We start from the raw sequence: 23,212 nt of genomic DNA, 5'->3' as shown, positions 1-23,212 counted from the left end.
TTTCCAGTATAGTCCAGCGTATCATTGACTAGAGTCATGCTCCCGCTCTTTTCCTCTGGCCGGTGAGCGCGGATCCCGGTCAGATTTAAGATAGGAAATATATCTTCATCCTTTGTCTTGTTGCCTGACACCCATCCACTGCGCATCAACCTGTTGCTGGATTGGGAGCCGCCAGCAGGAGAGCCCCTAGCTTGCGAGGACTGGCTACCCCCTGAACGCTTTGTTGTCGAGTGTTTTCAGGATCAAGCTACCTTCCTAGAGGCTCTCAGGAGACAAGACGGCCATGTCGATTGCTTGGTGCTCCTGGTGGATCCCACTCGGCTGCAAGAGTTGCACGATCTGGGCAATCAGCTCTGCGCGTGGGGGCTGCTGCTGCCGACGGTGCTGGCGATTGTGCTGGAAGAATCCCACCTGCAAAAGGAAACACCGGAGACGGAAGGAGAGATCCCTGCCACCTCATCTTTGGTGAAAGCATTGCTCAAGCGAGAGCAGTTTTTCTACCACAACGCCACCCTCGTCCGTCCCATTTCGCCACAGGAGCTGAAGGGGCAGGTGCGGGCCGACTGTACCGCTTCGGGATCCCCTTCCGTCTTGGAGCTGCTGGTGGATCGGGCCATCGCCTTGTTTCTGCAGATGTCTCCCACTTGCGGCCTCCCGCAGGGCCCAGCGCATCCCAGCGATCAGCCCTACCTGGCCTACAGCAACCAACAACAGCGACGGCTGGCGGAGAAATTGCGAGAACGGCTGAGCTATGCCGGAGTGTACTATCATCGTGACCCGGAGCTGTTTTATCGCCGCCTTCCGCCCCACGAGCAGCGAGCTTTGATGCAACGGCTGCGCGGCCTTTACCAGGCGATTGTCCTGGAATACTTTCAGTCTCCCGAAACCGCCAATGCCCGCATCGATGAACTGGTGGCCTTGGCCTTTTTTGCCGATATCGGCGCTGCTCAACTGCTGGAGCTGCACATGAACTTGATGGAAGACTTTGCCAAACAATTGAAGCTGGAAGGCCGCAGCGAAGAGATCCTGCTGGATTACCGCCTTACCCTGATCGATGTGATGGCCCACCTGAGCGAAATGTACCGCCGCTCCATTCCCAAAACCGCTCCAAGGGATCCTTAGATATGTCCACTCGCAAAGCCTATGTTCTCAAGCTCTACGTGGCGGGCAACACCCCCAATTCTCTGCGTGCCCTCAGCACCTTGCAAGACATCTTGGAAAAGGAGTTCCGCGGCGTGTACAGCCTGAAGGTGATCGATGTCTTGAAAAATCCGCAACTGGCAGAGGAAGATAAGATCTTGGCAACGCCGACCTTGGCCAAAATCCTGCCGCCACCGGTGCGGAAGATTATTGGCGATCTGTCCAACCGCGAGAAAGTGCTCATCGGCCTGGATCTGCTCTACGAAGAATTGGACGAAGAGGCTTGAGACAGGCTGCAGGAGCAAGGAGAGTGGGATGAACCAGTCATTGGGGCCTTCTGAGCCAGAAAAGCCACAAGATAACACCGCAGAGGACTCCACCGAACCAACCCCAGACAACCACCGAGCGGATCTCTCAGAGCTGCGAGGGATCCCCAAAAAACAGACGGGCATCGAGGGCTTTGAAGACATCAGTCACGGTGGGCTACCCCTGGGACGCACCACCTTGGTCAGCGGCACCTCCGGCACCGGCAAAACCCTGTTTGCCATGCAGTTCCTTTACAACGGCATTGTGAAGTATCAAGAGCCGGGGATCTTCGTCACCTTCGAGGAAACCCCCGCCGATATCATTCGCAATGCCTCCAGCTTTGGCTGGGATCTGCAGGCCCTCATCGACAGGGGCCAACTGTTTATCCTGGATGCCTCCCCCGATCCCGAAGGCTATGAGGTGAGCGGCAATTTCGATTTGTCGGCCCTCATCGAGCGCATTCAGTACGCCATTCGCAAATACAAAGCCAAGCGGGTCTCCATCGACTCGGTGACGGCCATCTTTCAGCAGTACGACCCTGCCGGTGTGGTGCGGCGGGAGCTGTTCCGCCTGACGGCCCGCCTCAAGCAGGCCAACGTCACCACCGTCATGACCACGGAGCGCACCGACGAGTATGGTCCCATCGCCCGCTACGGTGTGGAAGAATTCGTCTCCGACAACGTGGTGATCCTGCGCAACATCCTGGAAGGAGAGAAACGGCGGCGCACCATCGAGATCTTGAAGCTGCGGGGCACCACCCACATGAAGGGGGAATATCCCTTCACCATCACCAATGACGGGATCAACATCTTCCCCCTGGGAGCCATGCAACTGACCCAGCGCTCCTCCAACGTGCGGGTCTCCTCCGGCATCGAGAAGCTGGACGAAATGTGCGGCGGCGGCTTCTTTAAAGACTCGATTATTTTGGCCACCGGCGCCACCGGCACGGGCAAAACCTCGCTGGTGAGCAAATTCCTGGAGCGGGGCTGCCTGGATGGGGAACGCTGCATTCTCTTTGCCTACGAAGAGTCGCGGGCTCAGCTGTCCCGCAACGCCTCCTCCTGGGGCATTGACCTGGAAGAGTTCGAGCGGCAGGGCCTCCTCAAGATCATCTGCGCCTACCCAGAATCTGCCGGCCTGGAAGACCACCTGCAGAAGATCAAAACCGAGATGATGGCCTTCAAGCCCTCCCGCATGGCCATCGACTCCCTGTCGGCGCTGGCGCGGGGAGTGAGCCAAAATGCCTTCCGCCAGTTTGTAATCGGGGTAACTGGCCTGGCCAAGCAGGAGGAGATCACCGGCTTTTTCACCAACACCACCGACCAATTCATGGGATCCCATTCCATCACCGAATCCCACATCTCCACCATCACCGACACGATTATCCTGCTGCAATACGTGGAGATCCGCGGAGAAATGGCCCGCGCCCTCAACGTCTTCAAAATGCGGGGATCCTGGCACGACAAAGGGATCCGCGAGTACCTGATCTCCAATGCGGGCATCCAAATCCGCGATTCCTTCCGGGGCTACGAGCGCATCATCAGCGGATCCCCGACCCGCATCAATGTGGATGAGAAAAACGAGCTCTCCCGGATTGTGCAAAACGTCCAGGCCCTCGAGGAAGAAGGGTTGTGAGCGGTTACAACAGTTCCGTGAGTGGGCGCGGCAACAGACCCGTTGAGTCAAGCGAATTTCCAACACCGCTCAACACCGCGCAAGCCCTGCACTTGCGGCTGGCAGGAGGGATCGGCCCAGACAAGGATTTCCCCGCGGCCAATGGCGAACAGTGGTAACCCACCTACAAATTGGGTAGTATGCCTCTAGCAGTAGCGCAAAGGGCGGGGTTTCCCGGCGTGCTTAGTTTTCTTGGTGGTTCCAAAACACGAACCATGCTTGGGGTGGACATCAACCCCGAGCGCATCGCCGTTGCCCAACTGAAAAAGCAGGGCAATGGTCGCTATCGTCTGGCCCACTACCACAGCGTGGACATGCCGGAAGGGGCGATGGTCGAAGGGCGCATCCTCGATCCGAGCACAGTTGGCTTGATCCTGATGAATTTGCTCAATGAAAACAAAGTGCCCACCAACCTGCCGGCAGCCACAGCAGTGCCCGTAAGGGAGGCCATCGTTCGTCTCATTCGCCTGCCTGCCGACCTACCTGCCGATGAGCTGCGCCGGGTGGTTTTGGAGCAGGAGGCCGAACTTTACATTCCCTATCCGCGGGATCAGGCGGATGTCGACTACCAGCCCTTGGGTCTCGATCTTTCCCAGGATGGCATTGAGCGCATCGAAGTCTTGCTGGTGGCCATCCCCAAAGAGGTGGTGGACAACTATCTAGAGGTGCTGCAGGCGGCTAACTTGCAGGTGCGCTGTGTGGAGCTGGCCAGCTTCTCCCTCATTCGCACCATCCGCGATCAGCTAACCCAGTACGGCCCCCGGGAGGCCGTGTTGCTCAGCTCCATCGGCTACGACAGCAGCGAGATCAGCATTTTGGTGAACGGGATCCCGCAATTTACCCGCACCGTCAACATCGGCACCATCCACATGCGGCAGGTGCTGGCCCAATCCCTGAATCTGCCGGTTAGCCGCACCGGCGACCTGTTGCGAACTCTGAGGTTACCCTTGATCAACCCCACCGATATTTTGGCCACGGGAGAACAGCCAGCGCCCAGCAATCCCGGTGTAGCAGCAGTAACGCGCGTTGTCTCCGATTTGGCGGATGAACTGAAGCGCTCCATCGACTTCTTTACGAGCACAGAAAGCAGCTCGCCTGTGGTGAAAGTACTGCTGGCCGGAACTGGGGCAAGCATCGGCCAAATCGACGGCTTCTTATCTCAGTCGTTGAGCGTGGCGGTGGAGTTGGCGGATCCCTTTGGCAACATTGTCGTGCCGGATTCAGTGGAACTGCCCCTGGAGGAACGCCCAGCAATGGGAGTGGCCCTGGGGTTGGCGTTACGGGAAGACACCAAGTAGCGGCAGCAGGCAGCGCAAGCTCGCCCAACCGATGGAATAGCGCACAAGGCGGTTAAAGAGATGTACACACCGGAGATCAATTTCCTCAAAGAAAGGCCGGATGTCCTCACCACAGCTCGAACAGGTGGGGAAGCAGTAGTCGCAGCTGAGGCTGCAGAGGGATCCCAGAATTGGATCCCGGCCATTGGCCTGGGGGTTGCTGTTGCTGCTGTAGCGATGGGAGCTTTTTGGTATTTCCAAGACAGCTTTTCCCGCCAGAGAGAAACCTTGAGGGCGGAGCGGGCTCGCCTTGACAGTGAGCTCAGCACAGCCAATGCTGAGTTGTCCCAGCTGCAGAATGCCAATCAAGAGCTGCAAACCATTCGCGCCCAAACGGAAGGGTTCCGCTCCTTTCTGAGATCCGTCCAGCCTTGGTCGGCCATCTTGGAAGAGCTGCGGCGCAAGATCCCCGGCCAGGGGGTATGGATAACCAACATCAGCGCTTCCGGGGATACTGTCAATATCCAAGGAGGGGCGCTGGACTTTCCCCTGGTGAACGACTTTTTGCTCACCCTGCTGGATTCCAACTTTGTTACCAGCGCCGTCCTGAACAGCAGCTCCCGGGTGGACGGCACAGACCTAACCGAGCCCAGCGTCACCTACGGCATAACCGTAACCATTCGTACCCTGGGGGATCCTGACCCAGAATTTACCCGCGAGCTGGAGCAGCGGGGAGCGATAGGCTTGGTTGAAAAGATCCGCATTTTGCGTCGAGTGGAGGCGAACTGATGACTGGATCGATTGAAGGTTTTCCCGACGAACAACTGGTGGTTCCCCCGGCAGGGCCGCCGGTATTCCTGGGCGTGGAGCTGACCCCCATTCGAATTGGTCTTTTAATCGGGATCACAGGGCTAGGCGCGGCGGGGTTTCTGGCCTTCACCCAACTTCGCCCCTTGATCGAGGAGGTACAGGCTTTGGAAAGGGAGGTAGCCAACAAAACCACCCAGTTGCAGGACATAAAGAGCCAGATTGCCAGTTTGCAGGATGTGCCCAACCAGATCGAGAGAGCCCGCGTGGAGCGGGAACAGATCAGTGCCCTGCTCTCCACCCCCGAGAATGCCGACACGCAACTGCTGGATCTCAACCGGCTGGTGCAGGGGCAGCCCAACAGCGAGCTGCGCAGCTTTAGCCCTTCTCCACTGACTCCAGCGTCTTCGGCCAATCCGGAAGTGCCTGGGATCATCGCTCCCGCCATCCAAGTGCAGACCACCCGTGTCGCTCTGCGTGGCCCCTATACGGAGCTGATCAATCTGATGGGAGATATAGAACGTCTGCGCACGCTGTTCCGGGTGAGCAACATCAGCTTAAATCCTGTTCAAGACACAGGGGAACTGGACGCTGCTTTTGATTTGATTGCCTACATCTACAACAAAGACGTTCCGTTGGGCACTGCTCCTCCACCTGAAGGGCAAACGGCACCTGGTCAGTAGCCCAGCCATGCCTTGACTCAGGGGGGGATCCTGCCAGTGCGGGATCCCCTCTGGTTTTCAGAAGACGGGAACAACCGCCGGTTCAGCACGGATAGTGTTGCCGAATCGAAGATCTGGGAAAAATTTCTTCCGAAACGGCTACAGGTAGTGGCAAAGTCCGAGATTTCGGCTTTGATTAGGGAAGCACGGGGTGAACGAGGCCAAAGGCACCCGTGGCGAGGTGAAGCAAGAATACGACTGGGTGAAGGAGTGAGGTGTGAGGATGATGAACCGTCGAGTTGCTTATGGGTGTGCATTGGGCTTGATCCTGTCCCTGCCCCCATTGGCCTTAGAAAGCCGGGTCAATGAGGCAGCCGCTCAACAGTTGACCTCCGCAAACCCACAACGCCTCAGCCGCATCACAGATATCCGCCTGGTGCCCAACGGCAACCGCATGCAGTTGGAGATCAACACCGAAGGGGGCGCTCGCCCACAGGTGTTCTTTACCCAGCAGGGACAATCTTGGATCGGGGACATCACCAATGCTCAATTGAGCGGAAGCCAGGGCCGCTATCGCCAAGAGTCTCCCCTGCCGGGGGTGCGCTTCATTGAGGCCCGGCAGTTGAGCAACGACAGCGTGCGGATAGAAATAGCCGGTGTGGCCGCAGCTCCCCAAGGCTTGCTGGCTCGGCGCAGCCCGACGCAGTTGGTCTTCGACTTTGAGGGCCTACCCTCTGCTCCACCGGCTCCCCTAGCGGCGGTTCCCCCTCAACCCTCGTCCAACCCAGTAGCGCCCGGCCAACCGGCGTCACTAAACCGACCTCAGCCCGTGGCTCCTGTTCCTCAGCCCGCAGCTCCTGCCCCTGCCTCCCAACCGGTCGCTCAAAACCCTGCCCCTCTGCAGACAACTCAAGCGGCTCCTCCTGCACCTGCTGTTCCTGCTGCACCCGTGATTTCTCAGGTCCCCCCTGTGGGCCAGCTCAACCAACCTCAATTGCCGCCGGGAAGTTTGCCCACCGAATCTCCTTTTCAGGGGAGAGCTGTGGCTCCTCCTGCTGGCGATATTGCCGTTGGCACAATCCTGCCTGATCCACCTACAGTGGATCTCGGATCCAATGCCAGGATTAGCTTGACCTTGAAAGATGCTCCTGTGGGCGATGTGCTGAGCTTGTTGGTGCGGCGAGCAGGGTTGAATGTGGTGCTCAACGACGTCCCACCCGATTTAACCATCTCTCTGGATGTGCAAGACTCGCCCTTACAGGAGACATTCAACTTTATCTTGCGGCTAAAACAGTTGCAGGCCCAGCGAAGAGGCCAAACCGTATTTGTTGGACAAAACCTGCCAGGGGTGACTGGGATCCTGGTGCGCAATTACCGCGTGAATCAGGCAGTCGCCACCGATTTGGCCAGTCGGCTGGAAGGAGTTTTGAACGCCGTTGCTCCCGGTGCCCAATTCGTTGTGGACGAGCGCACCAACTCCATTACGGTGATCGGCAACTCGCGGCAGCAGGACATCGCGGCTGCTCAGATTGCCCAATTGGATGTGCGTCGGCGACAGGTTCTGATTTCCCTGAGAGCAGTTGATATTCGCTTGGACAAAAACGAAAGCTTATCAGTTAACTTGGGAGGGGCATCTGGCAACTTTGCCCTTGGAACCTTGGGAAACGCCAATTTTGGTGGTCAACCGCTCAATCAACCTGCGGGATCCTCGGTAAGCTCTATCGGCCCTGCAGGCCCATCAGGATCCATCACGGGAATATTTAACACTCTCAACCGGCTGCAGCAGTCTTTGGCTCTAAGAGTGCAGTCTGCAATACAAAATGGAACTGGAAAAATTCTAACTGACCCCAAAGTTGTGGTGGCAGATGGCGGATCCAGTCGAATTAGCATTGCAACCAGTGTGCCCGTTAACGTTGAAACCATCACCATACCCCAGGGAGAAAACCAGCCCCCAGTCGTTACTCAGCGTTTACAGCGGGAGGATGCCGGGGTTATCCTTAACGTCTCAGAAGTTAGGATAGATGACAATGGGTTTGTCACCCTGACCATTCAGCCGGAAATTTCTATTCCTGTACCCATTCAAGTATTGGAAGGCGGAGACTTTGCAGGCATTCAACTTTTTAACATCGACAGAAGGCGGCTGGAAGCATCTCAGCTCAGGTTAAGAGATGGGCAAACCTTTATTATTGCTGGCCTCATTCAAGACAGGGACATCGTTGAAGTTCAAAAAGTGCCTTTACTGGGCGACTTGCCTCTTTTGGGTGCTTTGTTCCGCTCTCAGAGTGTGAATAACGAGCGCAATGAGGTGGTCTTCATGCTAACGCCCTACATTATGGATGATAATGTTGCTTTTGGTCTTCCTCCCAATCCGTAAAATTCCCAATCCGTAAAATAGGGTTATGCCGAACTGCCAAGTTTCGCGACATTCTCCCAACACTGATACTACAGGCACAGCGCAGGACCTATAGCTCCCCACACCCCTCATGAGTTAACTCTCGACAGTCCTGAGTTACTGGCTGCATTAGCTTCGGGATCCGTTGAGTTGCATTCAGCAGCTAATGGCTTCTTCAAGTGGCCTGGGATCCACCTCGGGCAACAAGCGCCAATTCCACCTGATTTTCTTGGGGCTGCCCCAGTTGCACCTCCACATCTCGGCCAAAGAAGCCTTGCATTTTTTTCTGGTAGCTTTCCTGCCATTGTTGGAAGGGAACCTTGGGGGAATCGAACAGAAGCACCAAGGTATACCGGCCATCTCGCAGCTCTTCTCTGTACCCTCTCACCTTGGGCAGATCTGCTTCCAGAGGGCCGCGCAGACCCAGAAACTCCAGGGCATCTTCCAGGTGGGCATTAGCCCCGTAGCTATATTTGGTGATATCGGCGCGGACTTGCTTTTGAATTTCCGTGGCCTGCTGGGCGCGGGCTTGGATCACCTCGAGAGAAGGGGCGGCCAGGGCAGGTACCGGCTTGAGTTCCACTACCTTCATGGTCACCCCTCCCAACAGCAAGGGGATCCCGGCAAACAGGCCGATGAGATTGAGGGTGGGATCGTTGTAGTGGGCAAAGCCCCAAGCCGTGGCGGCAGCCCCGGCCAGCAACACGAGAGTGCTCAGGGGGAAGGGCAGTTTTTCAAACATACAGGAGAGGAAGAAAGGCCACCTGAAAACCCAGGCTAGCAGGAAAAGCGCCAGCGGTGGACTTAGCCTCCATTGGGATGGATAATCACAAAATGCCCACCTGGTGTGTTGAGGAGTGGTCTGTGGTTCTGTCCAATCTGTCCAAAACCTCTCGTTGCTTGCGCCCGCTGGATCGCAAAGCCCAGGAGCGAGCACCTCTATTTGAGGCCATCCGCCACTATTGCAGCTTGGATAAGGCTCCTTTTCACACGCCAGGCCACAAACAGGGACGTGGGATCCCTGCCGACTTGCGGACCTTTTTGGGAGAGAACGTCTTCCGGGCAGATCTGACCGAGCTGCCAGAGGTGGACAACCTCCACGACCCCGATGGCGTGATCCGAGAGGCCCAGGAGCTGGCTGCAGCGGCCTACGGCGCCGATCGCAGTTGGTTTTTGGTCAACGGTTCCACCTGCGGCGTGGAAACGCTGGTGATGGCGGTGTGCGATCCGGGAGACAAGATCCTCTTGCCGCGCAACTGCCACAAATCCGCCATTGCCGGGGTGATCCTCTCTGGGGCGGTGCCGGCCTATATCGAGCCGGATTTTGACCCGGAGCTGGGCATTGCCCACGGGATTACCCCAGCCGGTTTGGAGGGGGCCTTGGCGGAGCATCCCGATGCCAAAGGCGTTTTGGTAGTCAGCCCCACCTACTACGGGGTTTGCTGCGACCTGGAATCTCTGGCAGCCATCGCCCATGCCCACGGCCTGCCGCTGCTGGTGGATGAGGCCCACGGGCCCCACTTTGGGTTTCATCCGCAATTGCCCATTTCGGCCTTGGAAGCCGGTGCGGATCTGGTGGTGCAGTCCACCCACAAGGTGATCTCCGGCATGACCCAGGCCTCGCTGCTCCACCTGCAGGGATCCCGTATCGACCCCAACCGGGTGCGCAACATTCTGCAACTGCTGCAATCGACCAGTCCCAGCTATGTGCTGATGATGTCGCTGGATGTGGCACGGCGGCAGATGGCCTTAGAAGGGGAAGCCCTGCTGGGCCAAGCCTTGGCTTTGGCAGATCAAGCCCGCGCCCGTCTCAACCGCATCCCCGGCTTGCGCTGTTTTGGCCCAGAGCGTATCGGCTCCACCCCTGGTTTTTTCGATTTCGACCGCACCCGTCTCACGGTAACGGTGACAGAGCTGGGGTTGTTCGGCTTCGACGCTCACGACTGGGTTAACGATCACTTCCACGTGCAGCCGGAGATGTCCACCCTGCACAATGTGGTCTTCATTGTCAGCATCGGCAATACCCAGCGAGACATTGACCGCCTGGTGGAAAGTTTCGCCGCCCTGTCGCAACATTTTCAGGGATCCCGCCCATCCAAAGCGGCAATGGAAAAAATGCAGCGGCTGGCACAACTGCCCCGTCCTTGCTTGCCACCACAACGGCTATCACCCCGGGAGGCTTTTTTTGCTCCCATTCAGCGGGTGCCTTTCCAAGAAGCAGTGGGCCATATCTGCGCCGAGATCATCTCCCCCTATCCACCTGGGATCCCGATTTTGGTGCCGGGAGAAGAGGTGACCCAAGAGGCGGTGGACTATCTGCTGTTGGTGCATGAGGCAGGAGGCTTTATCAACGGCCCAGAGGATGTGCGCCTACAAACCCTGAAGGTGGTCAAAGCAACGGCCTAGTCCTCTCCAGCAGGTTTATGGACGGGCTTTTGCCGTTTGCGCTGGGGGGAGCAGCGGCAGGGAGTTTGCCGGAGTGCCAGAACGACGGGCTACCTTCACCCGATCCACCCGTGGCCCCTCCATGCGCACCACCTGAAACTCCATGTCTTGGTAGGTGAACTTTTCCCCAGCACGCGGGATCTTCTGCATGTGGTAAATCAGAAAGCCCCCCAGCGTCTGGTAATCCTCGTGCAGGGGCAGGTTGAGGCCACAGCGCTCGTTGATCTCTTCAATATCTAGCTGAGCCTGAATGAGCAGGGTATTTTCGTCGAGTTCTTGAATGTCCGGCTCCTTGGTGTTGGGATCCGGGCCATCGGAGAGCTTGCCGACAATCTCCTCCACCAAGTCTTGAATGGTGATCAGGCCCGCCGTGCCGCCAAACTCATCCACCACCACCACCATCGGCCAGTGGTGCTGCCTCATTTCGGGCAACAGTTCGGCAATCGGCTTGTTCTCCGGCTCAAAGTGGGCCTCGCGGATGAAGTTGGTGATGGGGCTGTGCAAATCTATGGATCCCTTGGCCAACTGGCCGATCAACTCCTTAACGTGGATCAGCCCGCGGATGTCATCCAAAGACTCGCCAAAGACCGGATAGCGGGAGTGCCTCGATTCCGCCACCTCCGCCAGCACCTCTTGCACCGTTGCAGTTTCCGGCACCGCGTCGATGCTGGTACGCGGGATCATCACCTCGCTGGCCACCGTCTCGCCAAACTCGAAGATGTTGCTCAACAGCTCTCGCTCTTCCGCCTCGATGTTGCCCGACTCCACCGACGAGGCGATCAGCAGTTGCAGCTCCTCCACCGTCATGGTGCTGTAAAAGGAGCTGGCCTCCGGAATCTGGACTCCCAAAAGCCGCAGCACACACCGAGAGGAAAAGCGGGGCAGCTCTACAAAAGGTCTTAGGATACGGCTGACCAAACGATTGAGCCAGGCCAGTTGCAGCGCAATCGGCTCGGAATAGAGGATGGCCAGAGTCTTGGGGATCAGCTCCCCTACCACGATCTGAAAATAGGTGAGCAGCGAAAACACCACTACCACCGCCACCCCCTGCATAAGGGCCGGATCCACACCCTGAAACCAGTCCAAGCGGCTCAAGGCCAAAAACAGCGTGGGCGAAACTTGGGTGGCTCCAATCCAGCCCAGCAATACACTGGCCAGAGTAATGCCCAACTGTGTGGTGGAGAGGGCATATTCCAGTTGTTCCTGGGCTTTTTGCACAATTGCCGCCTGGCGGTTTCCCTCGCTCGCCAACTGCACCATGCGGGAGCGCCGCGCCGATACCAAGGAAAACTCGACTGCGACAAAGAAAGCGTTGATGACCAGAAGACCGATGACCCAAAGGAGACTAAGCGACGCGTCTCCCCACGAAAGCTCAGTGTTGGGGAAAGTAGCCGCCGAGGCTAAAGGGGGGTCGTCCATCAGGGGGAGCAGCAAGACGGATAGACAGCATTCTAGCTCAGCCTGACTCGGCCACCTGTCCTCGGCCGGCAGTCGAACTGGTTTCAGCCATCAGGCAGCTACCGTGTAGACGCTTTCCCCATGCCCAAAAGGAAAGGGATCCCTGACCTTTGCACAACCCAGCTTTCGCAGTTCTCAAGGTCGCTACTTTTTCATCAAGCAGTAGCAGCTACAGCCTTTTCCGGCAACGCTCACCCCCGCCTAGGCAAGGGCACCTCCTGAGTGCTGGTTGTCGATATCGACAATATTGCCGGTAGTGGCGTCGATCTTGACTTCAATATCGTTGGTAAATTTCACTTCCCAAACTAGGCGTCTATCTTCGCGCTCCAACTCAACTTCTTTGATCACAGCATTGGGAACAGCAGATCGAGCGATCCGAATAGCTTCCTCAATGGGGATACCCAGAGCAAAAGATTGGGCAAAAGCAGCCCTCCGGCTCCCACCCGTCGACAGCATCGGGCTAGCGGGGGGCAAAATGCCAAGCAAAAGTAAGGCAGTAATCGAAAGTTTTGCAGGCTTTATTTACAGCTGCTTGAGCAACCACCTCCTTACCCTACCACCCTGAGACTCAAGAAGCCTTGCCACAAGGAGCATTGCTGCCTTCGCAAGGAGTTCATCCCCTTTGCGTCATAGGGTGTAGCTGCTCGGCCCCTCTTCAGCTACGAACTGTTTGCTTCTCCAATCCAACCCTCTCGGAAACTGACTGGCTAAACAACGCTGCTGCGGGGGAGGAATACCTCTACGCCTATCCCGCGTGCTGCTACTACAGGCAGGGAAGTCATGCTGACGTTGGAGCTCCCGGCACTGCACGAATCGGTGATAATATTCCTACCTCTCATTCCTACCCCGGTGGGTGCCGACCATGCCAGATTTTCTGCCCTACGCCTACTTTCAGGGCCAGATTGTCCCCTTTGCTGAGGCGAAGATCTCCATTGCCACCCATGCTCTGCACTACGGGACAGCGGCGTTCGGCGGCCTACGCGGGATCCCTGATCCGCAAAACCCGGATCAAGTTCTGGTGTTCCGTCTGGATCGCCATTGCCGACGACTGAGTCAAAGCGCCCGCCTGCTCTGTTTTGATCTCCCTGCTGAACGGATTGAGCAGGTGATCGTCGAGCTGATCCGAAAAAACCGTCCCTCCACGTCTTTCTACATCCGCCCCTTGGTGTACACCTCCGATTTGGGCATTTCACCGCGGCTGCACAACATCGAGAAAGACTTTTTCGTGTACGGGTTAGAATTGGGGGATTATCTCTCGCCGGAGGGGGTCAGTTGCCGCATCAGCTCTTGGGCCCGGCAAGAGGATCGCAGCCTACCATTGCGGGGCAAGATCACCGGCGCCTACATCACTTCCTCTTTGGCCAAAACCGAGGCGGCGCAGGCTGGCTATGACGAGGCCATTTTGATGAACTCCCAGGGCAAAGTGAGCGAAGCCTCGGGCATGAACATCTTCATCGTGCGCAATGGCGTGCTGATTACCCCCAGCTTCGACCAAGACATCTTGGAAGGGATCACCCGCGACAGTGTCCTCACTCTGGCCCGCGACCTGGGGATCCCTACCCAAGAACGGCCCGTTGACAAATCGGAGCTATTGATTGCTGACGAGGCCTTTTTAACCGGCACTGCTGCCAAGATCACCCCCATTCGCCAGATCGAGCAGTACGTCCTGCCCCCCTCCCGCCCCATCACCGAGCAGTTGCGGCAGAAGCTGACGGCAATTACCGAAAATCGGGATCCCGTCTATGCCCATTGGGTGAAGGTGATCCCTCTGAAAGAAAGCTAGTCCCTAGTCGAGGGGAGAAGCGTCATTATTAAACTGAGCACTCTAGATGGGTAGAGGGGGATCCCTTGCACGAAATTTCCATCACCTGGGCCGACTACCACCGCAAAATCGAGGAGTTGGCCGTCAAAGTCTACGAAAGCGGGTGGGAATTTAACCAAATCGTCTGTATTGCCAAGGGGGGGCTGCGCATCGGCGATACCTTGGCCCGTCTTTTCGACCTGCCCCTGGCTATTCTCTCAGCCTCTTCCTACTCTGGGCCCGGTAACCGCCAGCGGGGGCAACTGACCTTCTCGCGGGATCTAGCCATGACCACCGCCAACCTGGGCAGCCACGTGCTGTTGGTGGACGATCTGGCAGACTCCGGCATGACCCTAAAGCGCTCTGTCCACTGGCTCAAGCACCACTACGGCTTCTACATCGAGGAGATCCGCACCGGCGTACTGTGGTACAAGGCCGCCTCCGTCTATCAACCCGACTACTATGTGGACTATTTGCCGGATAACCCTTGGATCCACCAGCCCTTTGAGCCCTACGAGCAGATGACGCCTCAGCAGCTGATGCAGTTGCTACGCTCTTCCGGTTAACTTTTCTTTATCACCTCAGGGCTCTAACCAGTAGGAAACTCGAAGCGGGGCAGCTTATCCAGGGCAGGCTGGATCCCTGCGGGGATTCGCTCGTGAGTAAGGGGGTAGTAGTAATCAACCCGAGCCAGTAGTCGCTTCCACTGCTCAGAGTTAAGAGTTTTAACCAAAGAAATAGACGGCTCAACACTTAACTCGTGTCCCAAATCCATAAGCTCGATAGTAACGTTAGCTGCTGCGGCTTCCAGAACTGACTCCGCCATCCCGTAGTCTGGCTCTGCAGACACGATCAAAGCGTAATGCTGAGGATTGGAACTAAGCAGAATAGACTTTAGTAAAGGCTCCAAGCTTGCAGTAACTGATTCCCGAAGATTTGGATCCCAATCGGGAAAAAGAGCTAGATTAATCTGGCTTAGATAAATCCCTAAAGTAGTAAAACTCAGTTGCTCTGCGGAAGCAGGCGTCAAGCTTTGCTTCTGGTGTTCCAGCGAGGCATCGCTAAACTTTAAGCTCATTTCAATTTTCTCATCTTCAGTGGTCAATAGTACATGCCTTCCCTCTCTTTTACTATGGCTGGTTAGGTGTATGATAGAAATAGGAGTGTGAGGTAGGTAAGGCTCAACAAGTAGGTTTTGCCTTGGATCCCATTTTGGCAGTCCGTAGTGACAAGTCCAATTGCAATAGGCAGGTAGAAGTTCTGTTTCCTTAAGTAGCCCATCTAGATAGACCGCTACATTTAGAGCGAGTTGATCGGTTATGATAGAAGGTCTTCTAGCTAAAGCTTGAGAAAGCCGAAAGTCCCAAAGATCCCAGTGCTTGGCAGTATAGGACATTGCAAAAACACCAGCATTAAGGAGGGGGTACGTATGTAAGTCCTCGACACTCAGACTGGGAAAGTGGTATCTGTAAGCTTCACTAAGATCAATTAGGTAATCTTTTGGGCCATAGAGTAATCTATTCCCTCGGTCAATCTCCGGAACAATAGCTAGCCCTCGCTTTTTGCTTCGCTGGATGAGCAAGTCAATCCCGAACCAATCCTGAACCCAAGCATCTGCGTCAATCCAAATATAAACTTCATAGTCTGGAAAGTACCTACGTAGCCGGGGCCGAGCTAGTAATCCCCGCAGATAAGAAGGCACACTCTCAACTCCAGCAAAGTTATAGTTCCAATCCGGCTCAACAATGTAATTGACGTGTTTTGAAAGCCAGTCTACTTGCTCAGGGGTACAGCCCAAATCGAAGAAGCCTATCTCAACAGATTTACCCTGCTCCTTACCTCGGATGGAAAGAACAGTTCCCTGCACTAGATCGAAGAACTTGGAGTCGGCTGCGGTGATAATAACTACTGATTTCATACCAAAAGATAGTTAGGGAGATAGGAATTGCCTAGAACCAGACAACTTTTTTTATTTTAATTTAATTTACTTGGTCGCAATTATGTTTAGACTAACAGGTTTACCGAAAACAACCATTTCACTACAGTCATTAAATAAGCCGAACCGATCTACCTTGCGGATAATCCGAAAGCCTGCCTGAGTCAGCAACATGAACAGATATTCCCACGAGAGACCAACTTTGTGATAGTCATACTCATCTGTCTGTCCACCAAACATCATGCGCATAATACTAAATCGCTGCTCGGCGGAAGCTCCTTCCTCTATATAAAGGTGACAAAGAGTAGGTAAGTCAGGAACACTAATCATTAACTGGCCACCGAAATGTAAAACTCGATGCCACTCTTTGAGAACAACAGGCAATTCTCGCACATAGTCGAAGTGCTCCAGAACGTGGGAGGCGTAGATGGCTTCTACGGAGTTGTCTTCAAATTGACTGAGATCCATAGCGTTGCCAACGTAATCCACGTACTCTCTTGGTTGGATGTCTAGGATCTTCCAGTCTGGATGGGGATCTTTTCCCCCTATATGAAGGCGGATACGCTGACTGACCTGGAGTCTAGGTTCACCCCCGTCTAGAGGAGGAACCTGGTCGATAATCTGATGTTTATGAGCCAGATCAAAATAGGTTTTTTCAATAGCCATAGCCAAACGTTTTGGATCCCAGATGATCGACTTACTGTAGGACTCTCGAATAGTCTGTTTGGCCTTGGCCAGTCGCTCTGGATTGTTAGCCAGCTGGATTCCTCGCTCAATAAATTCTTCAACTGACCAGGTAATACAGTCATCAAGACCTATATTCCTAAGTAAGCTATAGCTCATTCGACCATAGTAATGGCGACCTACCAAGGTGAGAACTGGCACGCCCATGTAGAGGGCTTCCATAGTGTGGGTTGCGCCTGTGTAGGGAAAGGTATCGAGAACAAGATCCACCAAAGCTAGTTGGCCCCGGTGCTCTTCCACGCTGCTTGCTTGAGATAGAAAACGGACGCGATCCAAAACATCCAATTCCTTAGCTCTTTCCTGGTAACGCCTGATAACCGTGGCAATTTCCCCCGAGCCTTTGACGATCAAGATCCCCTTGGGAACAGCTTTCAGGATTTGCAGATGGGCATCAATACATTCGGGGGTACGCTTGTAAGCACTGGCCGCAGTTAGGAAAACAATATCTTGCGGGCCTATTCTCAGCTTGTTTTTGAAATTCACCTCATCTGCAGGAGTAATGTCCAGATACTCAACAGCACAGTAGCTAGGCAGGCGGATAATTTTTTCATGGTAATCGGCTTGGGCGTCTTCAGGAAGGATATAGGGATCGGCGAAAAAGTAATCAAATTCTGGCAAACCGACAGCATCTCCGCCAAGCCAACCAATTTGGATAGGAGCGGCCCGCAAAGCTGCTACGATGCTGGCATCGTGACTGGTAAGGGAGTCCATAAAAACCATGATATCGATGCGATCCTCACGCGCTTGAGCAGCTACTTGAGGCGGCTTGGTTTCTCCTGGAAAAAAGCGAAAATGGAGATTTTCGTGAGAGCGAAACTTTTGATACATATTGTCATGACTGGCCATATCTTCATTTTTCCACCCCTGGTAGTAGTAGTAGACAACGTCCAGAAGATCGCGAGATAGGTTCCTGAGAGTAGCCTCACTGAGAAAGCCAACCGAATGTCGCTGAAAGCAGTTACCCAGAAAGCCTACCCTCAGCTTTCGCTTAGTTCTGCCAGATCCGCAGTAGTCTTGCTGATTCTTCTGCCAATATTCCGACCAAAGAAAGTCTCGCTGAGAAGCCATTAAGCTTAGGCAGTCGTTAAAGATTCTACCACCAATTTGTTGGTAATGACGAATCAGAGAGCGATCGTCAGTTAGATAACTCCAACAAAAGCAAACTCGAAACAGAATGGCTTTAGCAATCGTTAGACTCTCGAGTAGATTTTCATCGTTAATTCTTAGTGATCCTAAGTCGGCTTCCCTCGATAAAATTAAGTCTATAATTTTCTGGATAACAAGGTTTATCCGTTCTGGCTGGGCAGCATGGATCAACTTTTCCAGCGATTCTGATAGAAGGGATAGACGAAGAGTAAAGTTCTCTTGCACCTGTGAGCTCTCGGCCGCCGTGATGAGAGCTTCTCCTAAAATGGAATAGCCATCACTGGTAGAGTTCTGGAAGAAGGCGCGGGCTGCCCTCTGAAAAAAGTCACCGATTAAGTCCTCTATCGTCCACAAACCTTCATAGCGCTTCGCCTGCTCGGGATCCACCGCATTGGCTAGCTGGGCCAGCAAAGCAGCAAATCCAGATCTTTGTTCCTCCGGAAGAAAGACTTGTAAAGTTGTGGCCACCTCAAAAAACAAGCTCAGGTAGCCATCGTCCCATAGCCGCGCGAGCAATTCAGTAAGGAGTGGCTCCTGAGTAATATCGAGGCTCTTCTCGCCGCCTAGGCTCTCCAGTAGGGCTTGCCCATAAAAGCCAACTGCCAGCTCATCCTGAGCTTGCAGGGCCCGCATCAGCAAAACTTGGGTGTTGTCCCGCCGGCTTGGATCCAGCTCAAAGGCCATCTCCCGCAGCTTCAGACAAACCTGGAGACGCTGCTGTGGATCCTGCGTGGGGCTATTTTCTAGACGGCCTGCGAGGGATAGCAACAAATCCAAGACTTTCTCCTGGGACAGGATCCCTGCCCTCACCAGAGGCGTGTAGAGCTGGTAAGCAAGGCTCAGCTGGCCAGCAGCCAAGGCCTGCTCCAGCGCCGATAGGGTAATTGCCTCTGGCTCAGAGGGGAAGGCTGGCTCATTGGCCAATGAAGATGGGGAGAGATCAAAGAAACCCCACAGGAACTCCTGCCAATCCTTTGCGCCTTGCTCTCGGTAAAAAGCCACCAACCACTCCGCAAAGGTATCGGGAGACTGCTGAAACAGTTGCTTGGCTTCCAGGATCCGGGCTTGCAGCGTAGGGTTCATAGGTTGAAGGAAGAGTGCTAGTCTTAGTCTGCCATGCTGAGGCCGGCTCAGCTAAACCACTGACCTGTGTCAGGCTCATCTGGCAAAAATCCGCAATTGCGCCAGGGAGCAGGCTGTTATGAATCGCCCTTGAGCGGGGTAAGTTAGCACTAGCAGGTGAGCTGCACAGTTAACTCTCTAGTTTGCTAAAGGATCTGGTACTCATGAGCGCAAAGTCTCGTCAGTCTCTGTTGCGGGCCAAGCTGGCTCAGCAACTTCTCTCCCAAGCCAAAGGCTTCACCCTGATCGAACTGCTGGTGGTGATCGTGATTGTCGGCGTGCTGTCGGCGGTGGCGATCCCTCAATTCTTGAACCAAGTGCGCCGCTCCCGCACTGCTGAAGCTCAAGCAGCTCTCACGGCAGTGGGTCGTGGTTCTGAAGTCTATCGCCTAGATGTTGGCGTGTACCCGGAAAAATACACCAGAATTCAGTTCGGATGTCCTAGCACTACTGGGGCTGATTCCTGCGGCGCTAGGGGCGATAAGTTTATGAATGATCCCTGGAGCGCCCCCAATTACCAAACACCAGTGGCCACCGTTACTTCTTCTACTGCGCCTCAGGGGATGCGCTGGGACACCACTGCTGTCACAGGTGCAAGCCGCTACCTTACCGCTTCCGGCAGCCGAATTCAATGCACCATTGGGCTGGGATCACAGGAGACAGCTGTGACTACTATGGCTACCTTTGTTGGTAAGAGCTGCAACGTCTTTGACTAGTTTCTATCTCTACTTTATGTACTCCGTGGCTCCCTGTGGGGAGCTTTTTTATTTCAGTTGCTCCAGTCTCCCTCAAGAGTAGGCAAGGGCTCTAGGCTAAACCAGTGAACTAGAGCGAGGACAGTAACTGTGATGGGTAGGAGATGCGAGTAAGAATACCCTTTTCGATGAGGTTCTGGTTGGTTTCAGAATTGTTGTAAAGTATAAACTCCTGATAGAGAGCTGCCATGCGAGTTCTATCTCCTGAGCAATAAGCGTCCCGTGAGGCCAAGTGAAAGGGAACCCGAATAGGATTAGACTTTGAGCGCCACCAGTAGTCGGGAAAGTTTCCCAGTTGGGCGTATTTTTTATAGTAGTTCTGGAATCCGCAGTTTAAGTAGTGCAAAATAGAGGGAGACGACGTTACTAGAGTATGATCCCCTGGAATATCAAAGCTATGTACGCTGTTAGGCAGAAGAGAGGGATAGATCCGAGCTGCTGACTTTCCATTTTGATAAGCTAAAAAGTATTGACTCTTGCCGGAAACTCTCTGAAACTCAGTACAGAGTCCTGGCTCTAAGGCAGCAGGGTTTTTCTTAAATAGAGTGACATCGCGAAAATAGTCCTCGACTTCAAATACTTCAGGAGCTGCTTCGTGGTTTAGAAACGTAACCTGGAATATATCGTCGCTTACTTGATCAAACCAATCCAAAGCCATCATCTGGCCAGGATAAAAAAGCTCATCTCCATCAATATGAAGAATCCAGTCCATGCCCTGATCCAGAGCAAGTTGTATAGCAGTTTCTACGTTAAGGATCTGGCGAGCCATAACCTCATAGCCAGTATGAGGGCCATATTTTGGATAGAGAACATTCCCCAATGCTTGTTGAACTTGCAAAGCTTCATCATTGGGAATAGCCGTTACATTGGAAAACTGAAGTGCTACCTGAAAGTGGGATCCTCTGGATCGTCAAAGAAGATATAAATATGGGCAATTCCAAGGGCAAGGTGATAGCGAATGAACGACTCCAAGCACACGCCTGGATCCCGAACAGTGGTAATTATGCAAACTCTGGCCATGGTGGATCTGCAAGCCTTTAGGTGAATTGCTTAGATCCTAACCAGGTATTGATAGTGAAGCGGCTATCGGCAAAGGCTTGGCTAGGGCTAAATACCGGCAGGATTTCATGTAGGCAACTGCTGGAGAAGAAGACGATGCTGTTATTTGTAGGAGTTACCTCATCGTATGCCCCGTGCAGGATTGGTGGATGAGGTTTTTGCCTTTGGGTATCGTAGATGCGCAGCTCACCTCCTCGATAAGGCTTTGGCTCTTTGTGAAAGTAATATACGCAGCTCACCTGGCGGAAGGCAGTTTGTGGGTAGGAGTTATCGGTGTGGGCGGTAAAGAAGCAGCCATCATGGCTGGCAATCATCTCCATCTCAAAGATTTGAATGTCAAAGTTCTCAATGCCTAGCTCGGCGAAGATTTGGGGAGCAACAGCCGCAATTTTTTCTCGCAGCAGGGATCCATGCTCCTGAAAGTAAGCGAAGTCCAGCCTCAGGGAGCGGCGAAATTTTAGTGACTCTGCCTCGGTGTTGCTCTTGCTGTAGCTCTTGGAAGGGATAAACTTGTCTTGGTGGGTAATGGCATGTTGGAGAATGGCTTGGTTGAGCTCTTGAGGCAGGAAGTTATCCAGCTTGATGTATTTACAGGGGTAAAACCGGTTGGGTTCTGAGGGATCCGGCTGGGTAAAAGTCAGGAATACCGGGTTAGCTGCCAGCAGTGATCCAGGGCCAATTGCTTGGATGTGAGCGAGATCCTGCTCGGTTAACCCTTTGTGCTGGGGATCCCAAGTGAGGAGATGGATCCCTTGGCCTAGATTGGGCAAAACCTTCTGCAGATGAAAACTGGGATCTATCCCCATCAAATCTAGGTTGGCTTGGGCTATGGCTCCGTAGCGGCAATGGTTGACCAAGTATAGGGCTGAGTCGGCCAAGTAATCCCGCAGTAGCAAAGACTGAAGCAGACAGGTACGGTAGTCCGTGAGTTCAGTCCAGAAACAAACGCCAATCTGGGTCTCTGGGAAACATTGACCGAGATCTGCCAAAAGGGCAGGGATGGGGCCTTCTAGGAGTAGAACCCGTTCTTCTAATCCCAACTGAGAAATTTGGGTTTGGATATCTTCTGTGCTGATTGACTTTTCGGATGAGCTCTGTAGGGGATTCCGTAGAATCACTGCTAACTTTTCAGGATAGCGAAGCATTGCCTGCAAAACAGCTGCGGACTCTTCCCAGCCAATCTGGCAGAAGATTTGCTGGCTAGGAAGGCAGGCTAAAGCCCAATCTAAGAGCTGGGTGAGACTCTGAGCTTGCTCCAGTTCTAGGAGAAGATCCTGAGCAAGGTCTTGGCAATCCATGGGGAGGGATCCCTGACGTCTGCTCTAGCTTAATGTACCCGGATCCACCCCCAGTTCTCACAACTTTTAGGCCAGGCGCTCAGCCCTTTGCTGCTCCAGTTCAGCCTTGGCAGGCATCAGTTCCCCAGCGGCAGTGGCCCACAGAATCCAGGTGGCCTCCTACCCTCCCACTTCGCTGGGTACAGCCTCAAAACCTCGCTCGGCATGGGTGGTGGAGATGAGCAAGTCCATCTGGCACGTGTGCCGCCAGCTTTCCATGGGTATGCCATTGTCGTAGGAGAGCTCGTCTTGGGTAGGGGCCATCCAGGCAGGTAAACTGGATTCGGCTCTTGCAGACAGGGATCCATGGGGTTGCTTATAACCTATGCTCGGCTTATCGTTTTCCAGGGCAACAGAGATCCCTTGTTGTTGTGTCCAATCCTAGTAGCCTGTAGGAGCTAGAAGAACCTGCCGCTCAACTTGGGGAGTCGAGAAATGCAAGACATCAAGGCCAATGCTCCGCGAATTCTCCTCAATTGGCCAACTCCGCCAGACTATATCCCGCCCCCGCAGCTTTCAGATCGGCAGGTCAGTCTTTGCCCCAAGAGGAGAGCCAAGGGCTTTGGACTAAACTTTGTCAATCTCTCTAAGGAATTGGTGGAGTGCCCAGAGGGAGACTATGACCTCTATGACTTTGTGCAGCAGTCTGAGCAAATTACAAATAAGGAGTTTGACCTAGTTGTTGTTTGGACTTCCAGTTTCGACCAGATCAGTCCCTTAAATACGAAGAAGTTTGGCTGCCCTACACTCTTGCTTGCTGGAGACACCCACCACTGGAAGTTTCCCATCAACCATCTCTTGGCCTACTGGGCTACTGAAGGCTTTGATTACGTCGCTACTGCCTATAACTTCCAGCATTTGCACTGGTTTGCCGCAGCAGGCGCTGAGAATCTTGCCTGGTTGCCTCTTATCTCCATGCGCACTGTTACCCACGATTGGGTGGAAGATAGAGAAAATCAAGTGGTCTTTATCGGCCAACAGGGATCCCGCCATCCCAGGCGTTGCCGGCTGGTTCAAGCCATAAAGAATGCAGATTTGCCCATCCTCATCAAAACAGCCAACCGCCAAGAGGCAGCCAAATGGTTTGCCCATTCTCTGATTTCCTTTAACTGCAGCCAAAATGGGGATCTGAACTTAAGGAACTTGGAAGT

The 23,212-nt window shown here is 54.2% G+C and carries 20 protein-coding genes and 1 pseudogene; 12 read left to right on the top strand and 9 right to left on the bottom strand.

Annotation, left to right across the window (positions count from 1 at the left end; genetic code table 11):
• Positions 1–117: 117 nt before the first annotated feature.
• The 7 genes from NW843_RS07270 (at position 118) to NW843_RS07240 (ending at position 8,240) form a co-directional block, all read left to right on the top strand.
• A complete protein-coding gene (locus NW843_RS07270) occupies positions 118–1,122 on the top strand; it encodes a circadian clock protein KaiA (protein ID WP_414522535.1) in 1,005 nt (334 codons plus the stop codon).
• Between the two features lie 2 nt (positions 1,123–1,124).
• Positions 1,125–1,427: a circadian clock protein KaiB gene (gene kaiB / locus NW843_RS07265; RefSeq protein WP_011430723.1), complete on the top strand. Its 303-nt coding sequence runs from the start codon at positions 1,125–1,127 to the stop codon at positions 1,425–1,427.
• A gap of 28 nt (positions 1,428–1,455) precedes the next feature.
• A complete protein-coding gene (gene kaiC / locus NW843_RS07260; protein WP_011432142.1) occupies positions 1,456–3,081 on the top strand; it encodes a circadian clock protein KaiC in 1,626 nt (541 codons plus the stop codon).
• Positions 3,082–3,335: 254 nt separating this feature from the next.
• Positions 3,336–4,418 (top strand): type IV pilus biogenesis protein PilM, encoded by a 1,083-nt coding sequence (pilM, locus tag NW843_RS07255; RefSeq protein WP_414522534.1) that lies wholly within the window; start codon positions 3,336–3,338, stop codon positions 4,416–4,418.
• A gap of 60 nt (positions 4,419–4,478) precedes the next feature.
• Entirely contained in the window at positions 4,479–5,186 is a 708-nt protein-coding gene (locus tag NW843_RS07250; protein ID WP_414419005.1) for a PilN domain-containing protein, read from the top strand.
• Entirely contained in the window at positions 5,186–5,887 is a 702-nt protein-coding gene (locus NW843_RS07245; protein WP_414522533.1) for a hypothetical protein, read from the top strand. Before NW843_RS07250 ends, NW843_RS07245 begins: the two co-directional genes overlap by 1 nt.
• A 262-nt stretch (positions 5,888–6,149) precedes the next feature.
• Positions 6,150–8,240: an AMIN domain-containing protein gene (locus NW843_RS07240; RefSeq protein ID WP_414522532.1), complete on the top strand. Its 2,091-nt coding sequence runs from the start codon at positions 6,150–6,152 to the stop codon at positions 8,238–8,240.
• A 193-nt stretch (positions 8,241–8,433) separates the two neighbouring features.
• On the opposite strand, the gene NW843_RS07235 is transcribed toward NW843_RS07240, so the two are convergent.
• Complete coding sequence (locus tag NW843_RS07235; protein WP_414522531.1) at positions 8,434–9,000, bottom strand: DUF2854 domain-containing protein; 567 nt, start codon at positions 8,998–9,000, stop codon at positions 8,434–8,436.
• A 122-nt stretch (positions 9,001–9,122) separates the two neighbouring features.
• Between NW843_RS07235 and NW843_RS07230 the strand changes: the two genes are divergently transcribed.
• On the top strand, positions 9,123–10,664 hold the full coding sequence (locus NW843_RS07230; RefSeq protein WP_414522530.1) for an aminotransferase class I/II-fold pyridoxal phosphate-dependent enzyme: 1,542 nt from the start codon (positions 9,123–9,125) through the stop codon (positions 10,662–10,664).
• Positions 10,665–10,679: 15 nt separating this feature from the next.
• Here NW843_RS07230 and NW843_RS07225 read toward each other — a convergent pair whose 3' ends face one another.
• Both NW843_RS07225 and NW843_RS07220 read right to left on the bottom strand, forming a co-directional pair.
• On the bottom strand, positions 10,680–12,122 hold the full coding sequence (locus NW843_RS07225) for a hemolysin family protein (RefSeq protein ID WP_414522529.1): 1,443 nt from the start codon (positions 12,120–12,122) through the stop codon (positions 10,680–10,682).
• 240 nt (positions 12,123–12,362) lie between these two features.
• Positions 12,363–12,647 carry a PepSY domain-containing protein gene (locus NW843_RS07220; RefSeq protein ID WP_414522528.1) on the bottom strand — a complete coding sequence of 95 codons (285 nt, stop codon included), beginning with the start codon at positions 12,645–12,647 and terminating at the stop codon, positions 12,363–12,365.
• A 376-nt stretch (positions 12,648–13,023) separates the two neighbouring features.
• On the opposite strand from NW843_RS07220, the gene NW843_RS07215 reads away from it, so the two are divergent.
• Together NW843_RS07215 and NW843_RS07210 are read left to right on the top strand one after the other, a co-directional pair.
• Complete coding sequence (locus NW843_RS07215) at positions 13,024–13,944, top strand: branched-chain amino acid transaminase (RefSeq protein WP_011432133.1); 921 nt, start codon at positions 13,024–13,026, stop codon at positions 13,942–13,944.
• A 65-nt stretch (positions 13,945–14,009) separates the two neighbouring features.
• The gene (locus NW843_RS07210) at positions 14,010–14,528 is read left to right on the top strand and encodes a phosphoribosyltransferase (RefSeq protein ID WP_414329088.1); all 519 of its coding nucleotides are present in this window, start codon (positions 14,010–14,012) and stop codon (positions 14,526–14,528) included.
• 23 nt (positions 14,529–14,551) lie between these two features.
• Here NW843_RS07210 and NW843_RS07205 read toward each other — a convergent pair whose 3' ends face one another.
• Positions 14,552–15,880 (bottom strand): hypothetical protein, encoded by a 1,329-nt coding sequence (locus NW843_RS07205; protein ID WP_414329087.1) that lies wholly within the window; start codon positions 15,878–15,880, stop codon positions 14,552–14,554.
• 66 nt (positions 15,881–15,946) lie between these two features.
• Entirely contained in the window at positions 15,947–18,871 is a 2,925-nt protein-coding gene (locus NW843_RS07200) for a methyltransferase domain-containing protein (RefSeq protein ID WP_414522527.1), read from the bottom strand.
• A 203-nt stretch (positions 18,872–19,074) separates the two neighbouring features.
• On the opposite strand from NW843_RS07200, the gene NW843_RS07195 reads away from it, so the two are divergent.
• On the top strand, positions 19,075–19,626 hold the full coding sequence (locus tag NW843_RS07195) for a type IV pilin protein (protein ID WP_414522526.1): 552 nt from the start codon (positions 19,075–19,077) through the stop codon (positions 19,624–19,626).
• Positions 19,627–19,735: 109 nt separating this feature from the next.
• Here NW843_RS07195 and NW843_RS07190 read toward each other — a convergent pair whose 3' ends face one another.
• The 4 genes from NW843_RS07190 to NW843_RS07175 form a co-directional block, all read right to left on the bottom strand.
• Positions 19,736–20,503 carry a glycosyltransferase family 2 protein gene (locus NW843_RS07190; RefSeq protein WP_414522525.1) on the bottom strand — a complete coding sequence of 256 codons (768 nt, stop codon included), beginning with the start codon at positions 20,501–20,503 and terminating at the stop codon, positions 19,736–19,738.
• Between the two features lie 44 nt (positions 20,504–20,547).
• The gene (locus tag NW843_RS07185) at positions 20,548–20,685 is read right to left on the bottom strand and encodes a glycosyltransferase family 2 protein (protein ID WP_414373256.1); all 138 of its coding nucleotides are present in this window, start codon (positions 20,683–20,685) and stop codon (positions 20,548–20,550) included.
• A 17-nt stretch (positions 20,686–20,702) separates the two neighbouring features.
• Positions 20,703–21,602: a 2OG-Fe(II) oxygenase gene (locus NW843_RS07180; protein WP_414522524.1), complete on the bottom strand. Its 900-nt coding sequence runs from the start codon at positions 21,600–21,602 to the stop codon at positions 20,703–20,705.
• A gap of 579 nt (positions 21,603–22,181) precedes the next feature.
• Positions 22,182–22,325 (bottom strand): hypothetical protein, encoded by a 144-nt coding sequence (locus NW843_RS07175; protein ID WP_011432125.1) that lies wholly within the window; start codon positions 22,323–22,325, stop codon positions 22,182–22,184.
• Between the two features lie 171 nt (positions 22,326–22,496).
• On the opposite strand from NW843_RS07175, the pseudogene NW843_RS07170 reads away from it, so the two are divergent.
• A pseudogene (locus tag NW843_RS07170) lies at positions 22,497–23,212 on the top strand (glycosyl transferase family 1); the annotation flags it as partial.

Source organism: Synechococcus sp. R5-12 (genome assembly GCF_047502655.1).
In the GTDB taxonomy this organism is placed as follows: Bacteria; Cyanobacteriota; Cyanobacteriia; order Thermostichales; family Thermostichaceae; genus Thermostichus.
The sequence above is the reverse complement of the archived record's forward strand: the minus strand, read 5'-3'. Positions and strand labels throughout refer to the sequence as shown.

Coding starts and splice junctions, on each gene's coding strand:
- NW843_RS07175 (WP_011432125.1), bottom strand. CDS start 22,325: ATGGCCCCTACCCAAGACGAGCTCTCCTACGACAATGGCATACCCATG.
- NW843_RS07240 (WP_414522532.1), top strand. CDS start 6,150: ATGATGAACCGTCGAGTTGCTTATGGGTGTGCATTGGGCTTGATCCTG.
- kaiC (WP_011432142.1), top strand. CDS start 1,456: ATGAACCAGTCATTGGGGCCTTCTGAGCCAGAAAAGCCACAAGATAAC.
- NW843_RS07245 (WP_414522533.1), top strand. CDS start 5,186: ATGACTGGATCGATTGAAGGTTTTCCCGACGAACAACTGGTGGTTCCC.
- NW843_RS07185 (WP_414373256.1), bottom strand. CDS start 20,685: ATGGCCAGAGTTTGCATAATTACCACTGTTCGGGATCCAGGCGTGTGC.
- NW843_RS07195 (WP_414522526.1), top strand. CDS start 19,075: ATGAGCGCAAAGTCTCGTCAGTCTCTGTTGCGGGCCAAGCTGGCTCAG.
- NW843_RS07200 (WP_414522527.1), bottom strand. CDS start 18,871: ATGAACCCTACGCTGCAAGCCCGGATCCTGGAAGCCAAGCAACTGTTT.
- NW843_RS07235 (WP_414522531.1), bottom strand. CDS start 9,000: ATGTTTGAAAAACTGCCCTTCCCCCTGAGCACTCTCGTGTTGCTGGCC.
- NW843_RS07250 (WP_414419005.1), top strand. CDS start 4,479: ATGTACACACCGGAGATCAATTTCCTCAAAGAAAGGCCGGATGTCCTC.
- kaiB (WP_011430723.1), top strand. CDS start 1,125: ATGTCCACTCGCAAAGCCTATGTTCTCAAGCTCTACGTGGCGGGCAAC.
- NW843_RS07215 (WP_011432133.1), top strand. CDS start 13,024: ATGCCAGATTTTCTGCCCTACGCCTACTTTCAGGGCCAGATTGTCCCC.
- NW843_RS07225 (WP_414522529.1), bottom strand. CDS start 12,122: ATGGACGACCCCCCTTTAGCCTCGGCGGCTACTTTCCCCAACACTGAG.
- NW843_RS07205 (WP_414329087.1), bottom strand. CDS start 15,880: ATGAAATCAGTAGTTATTATCACCGCAGCCGACTCCAAGTTCTTCGAT.
- pilM (WP_414522534.1), top strand. CDS start 3,336: ATGCTTGGGGTGGACATCAACCCCGAGCGCATCGCCGTTGCCCAACTG.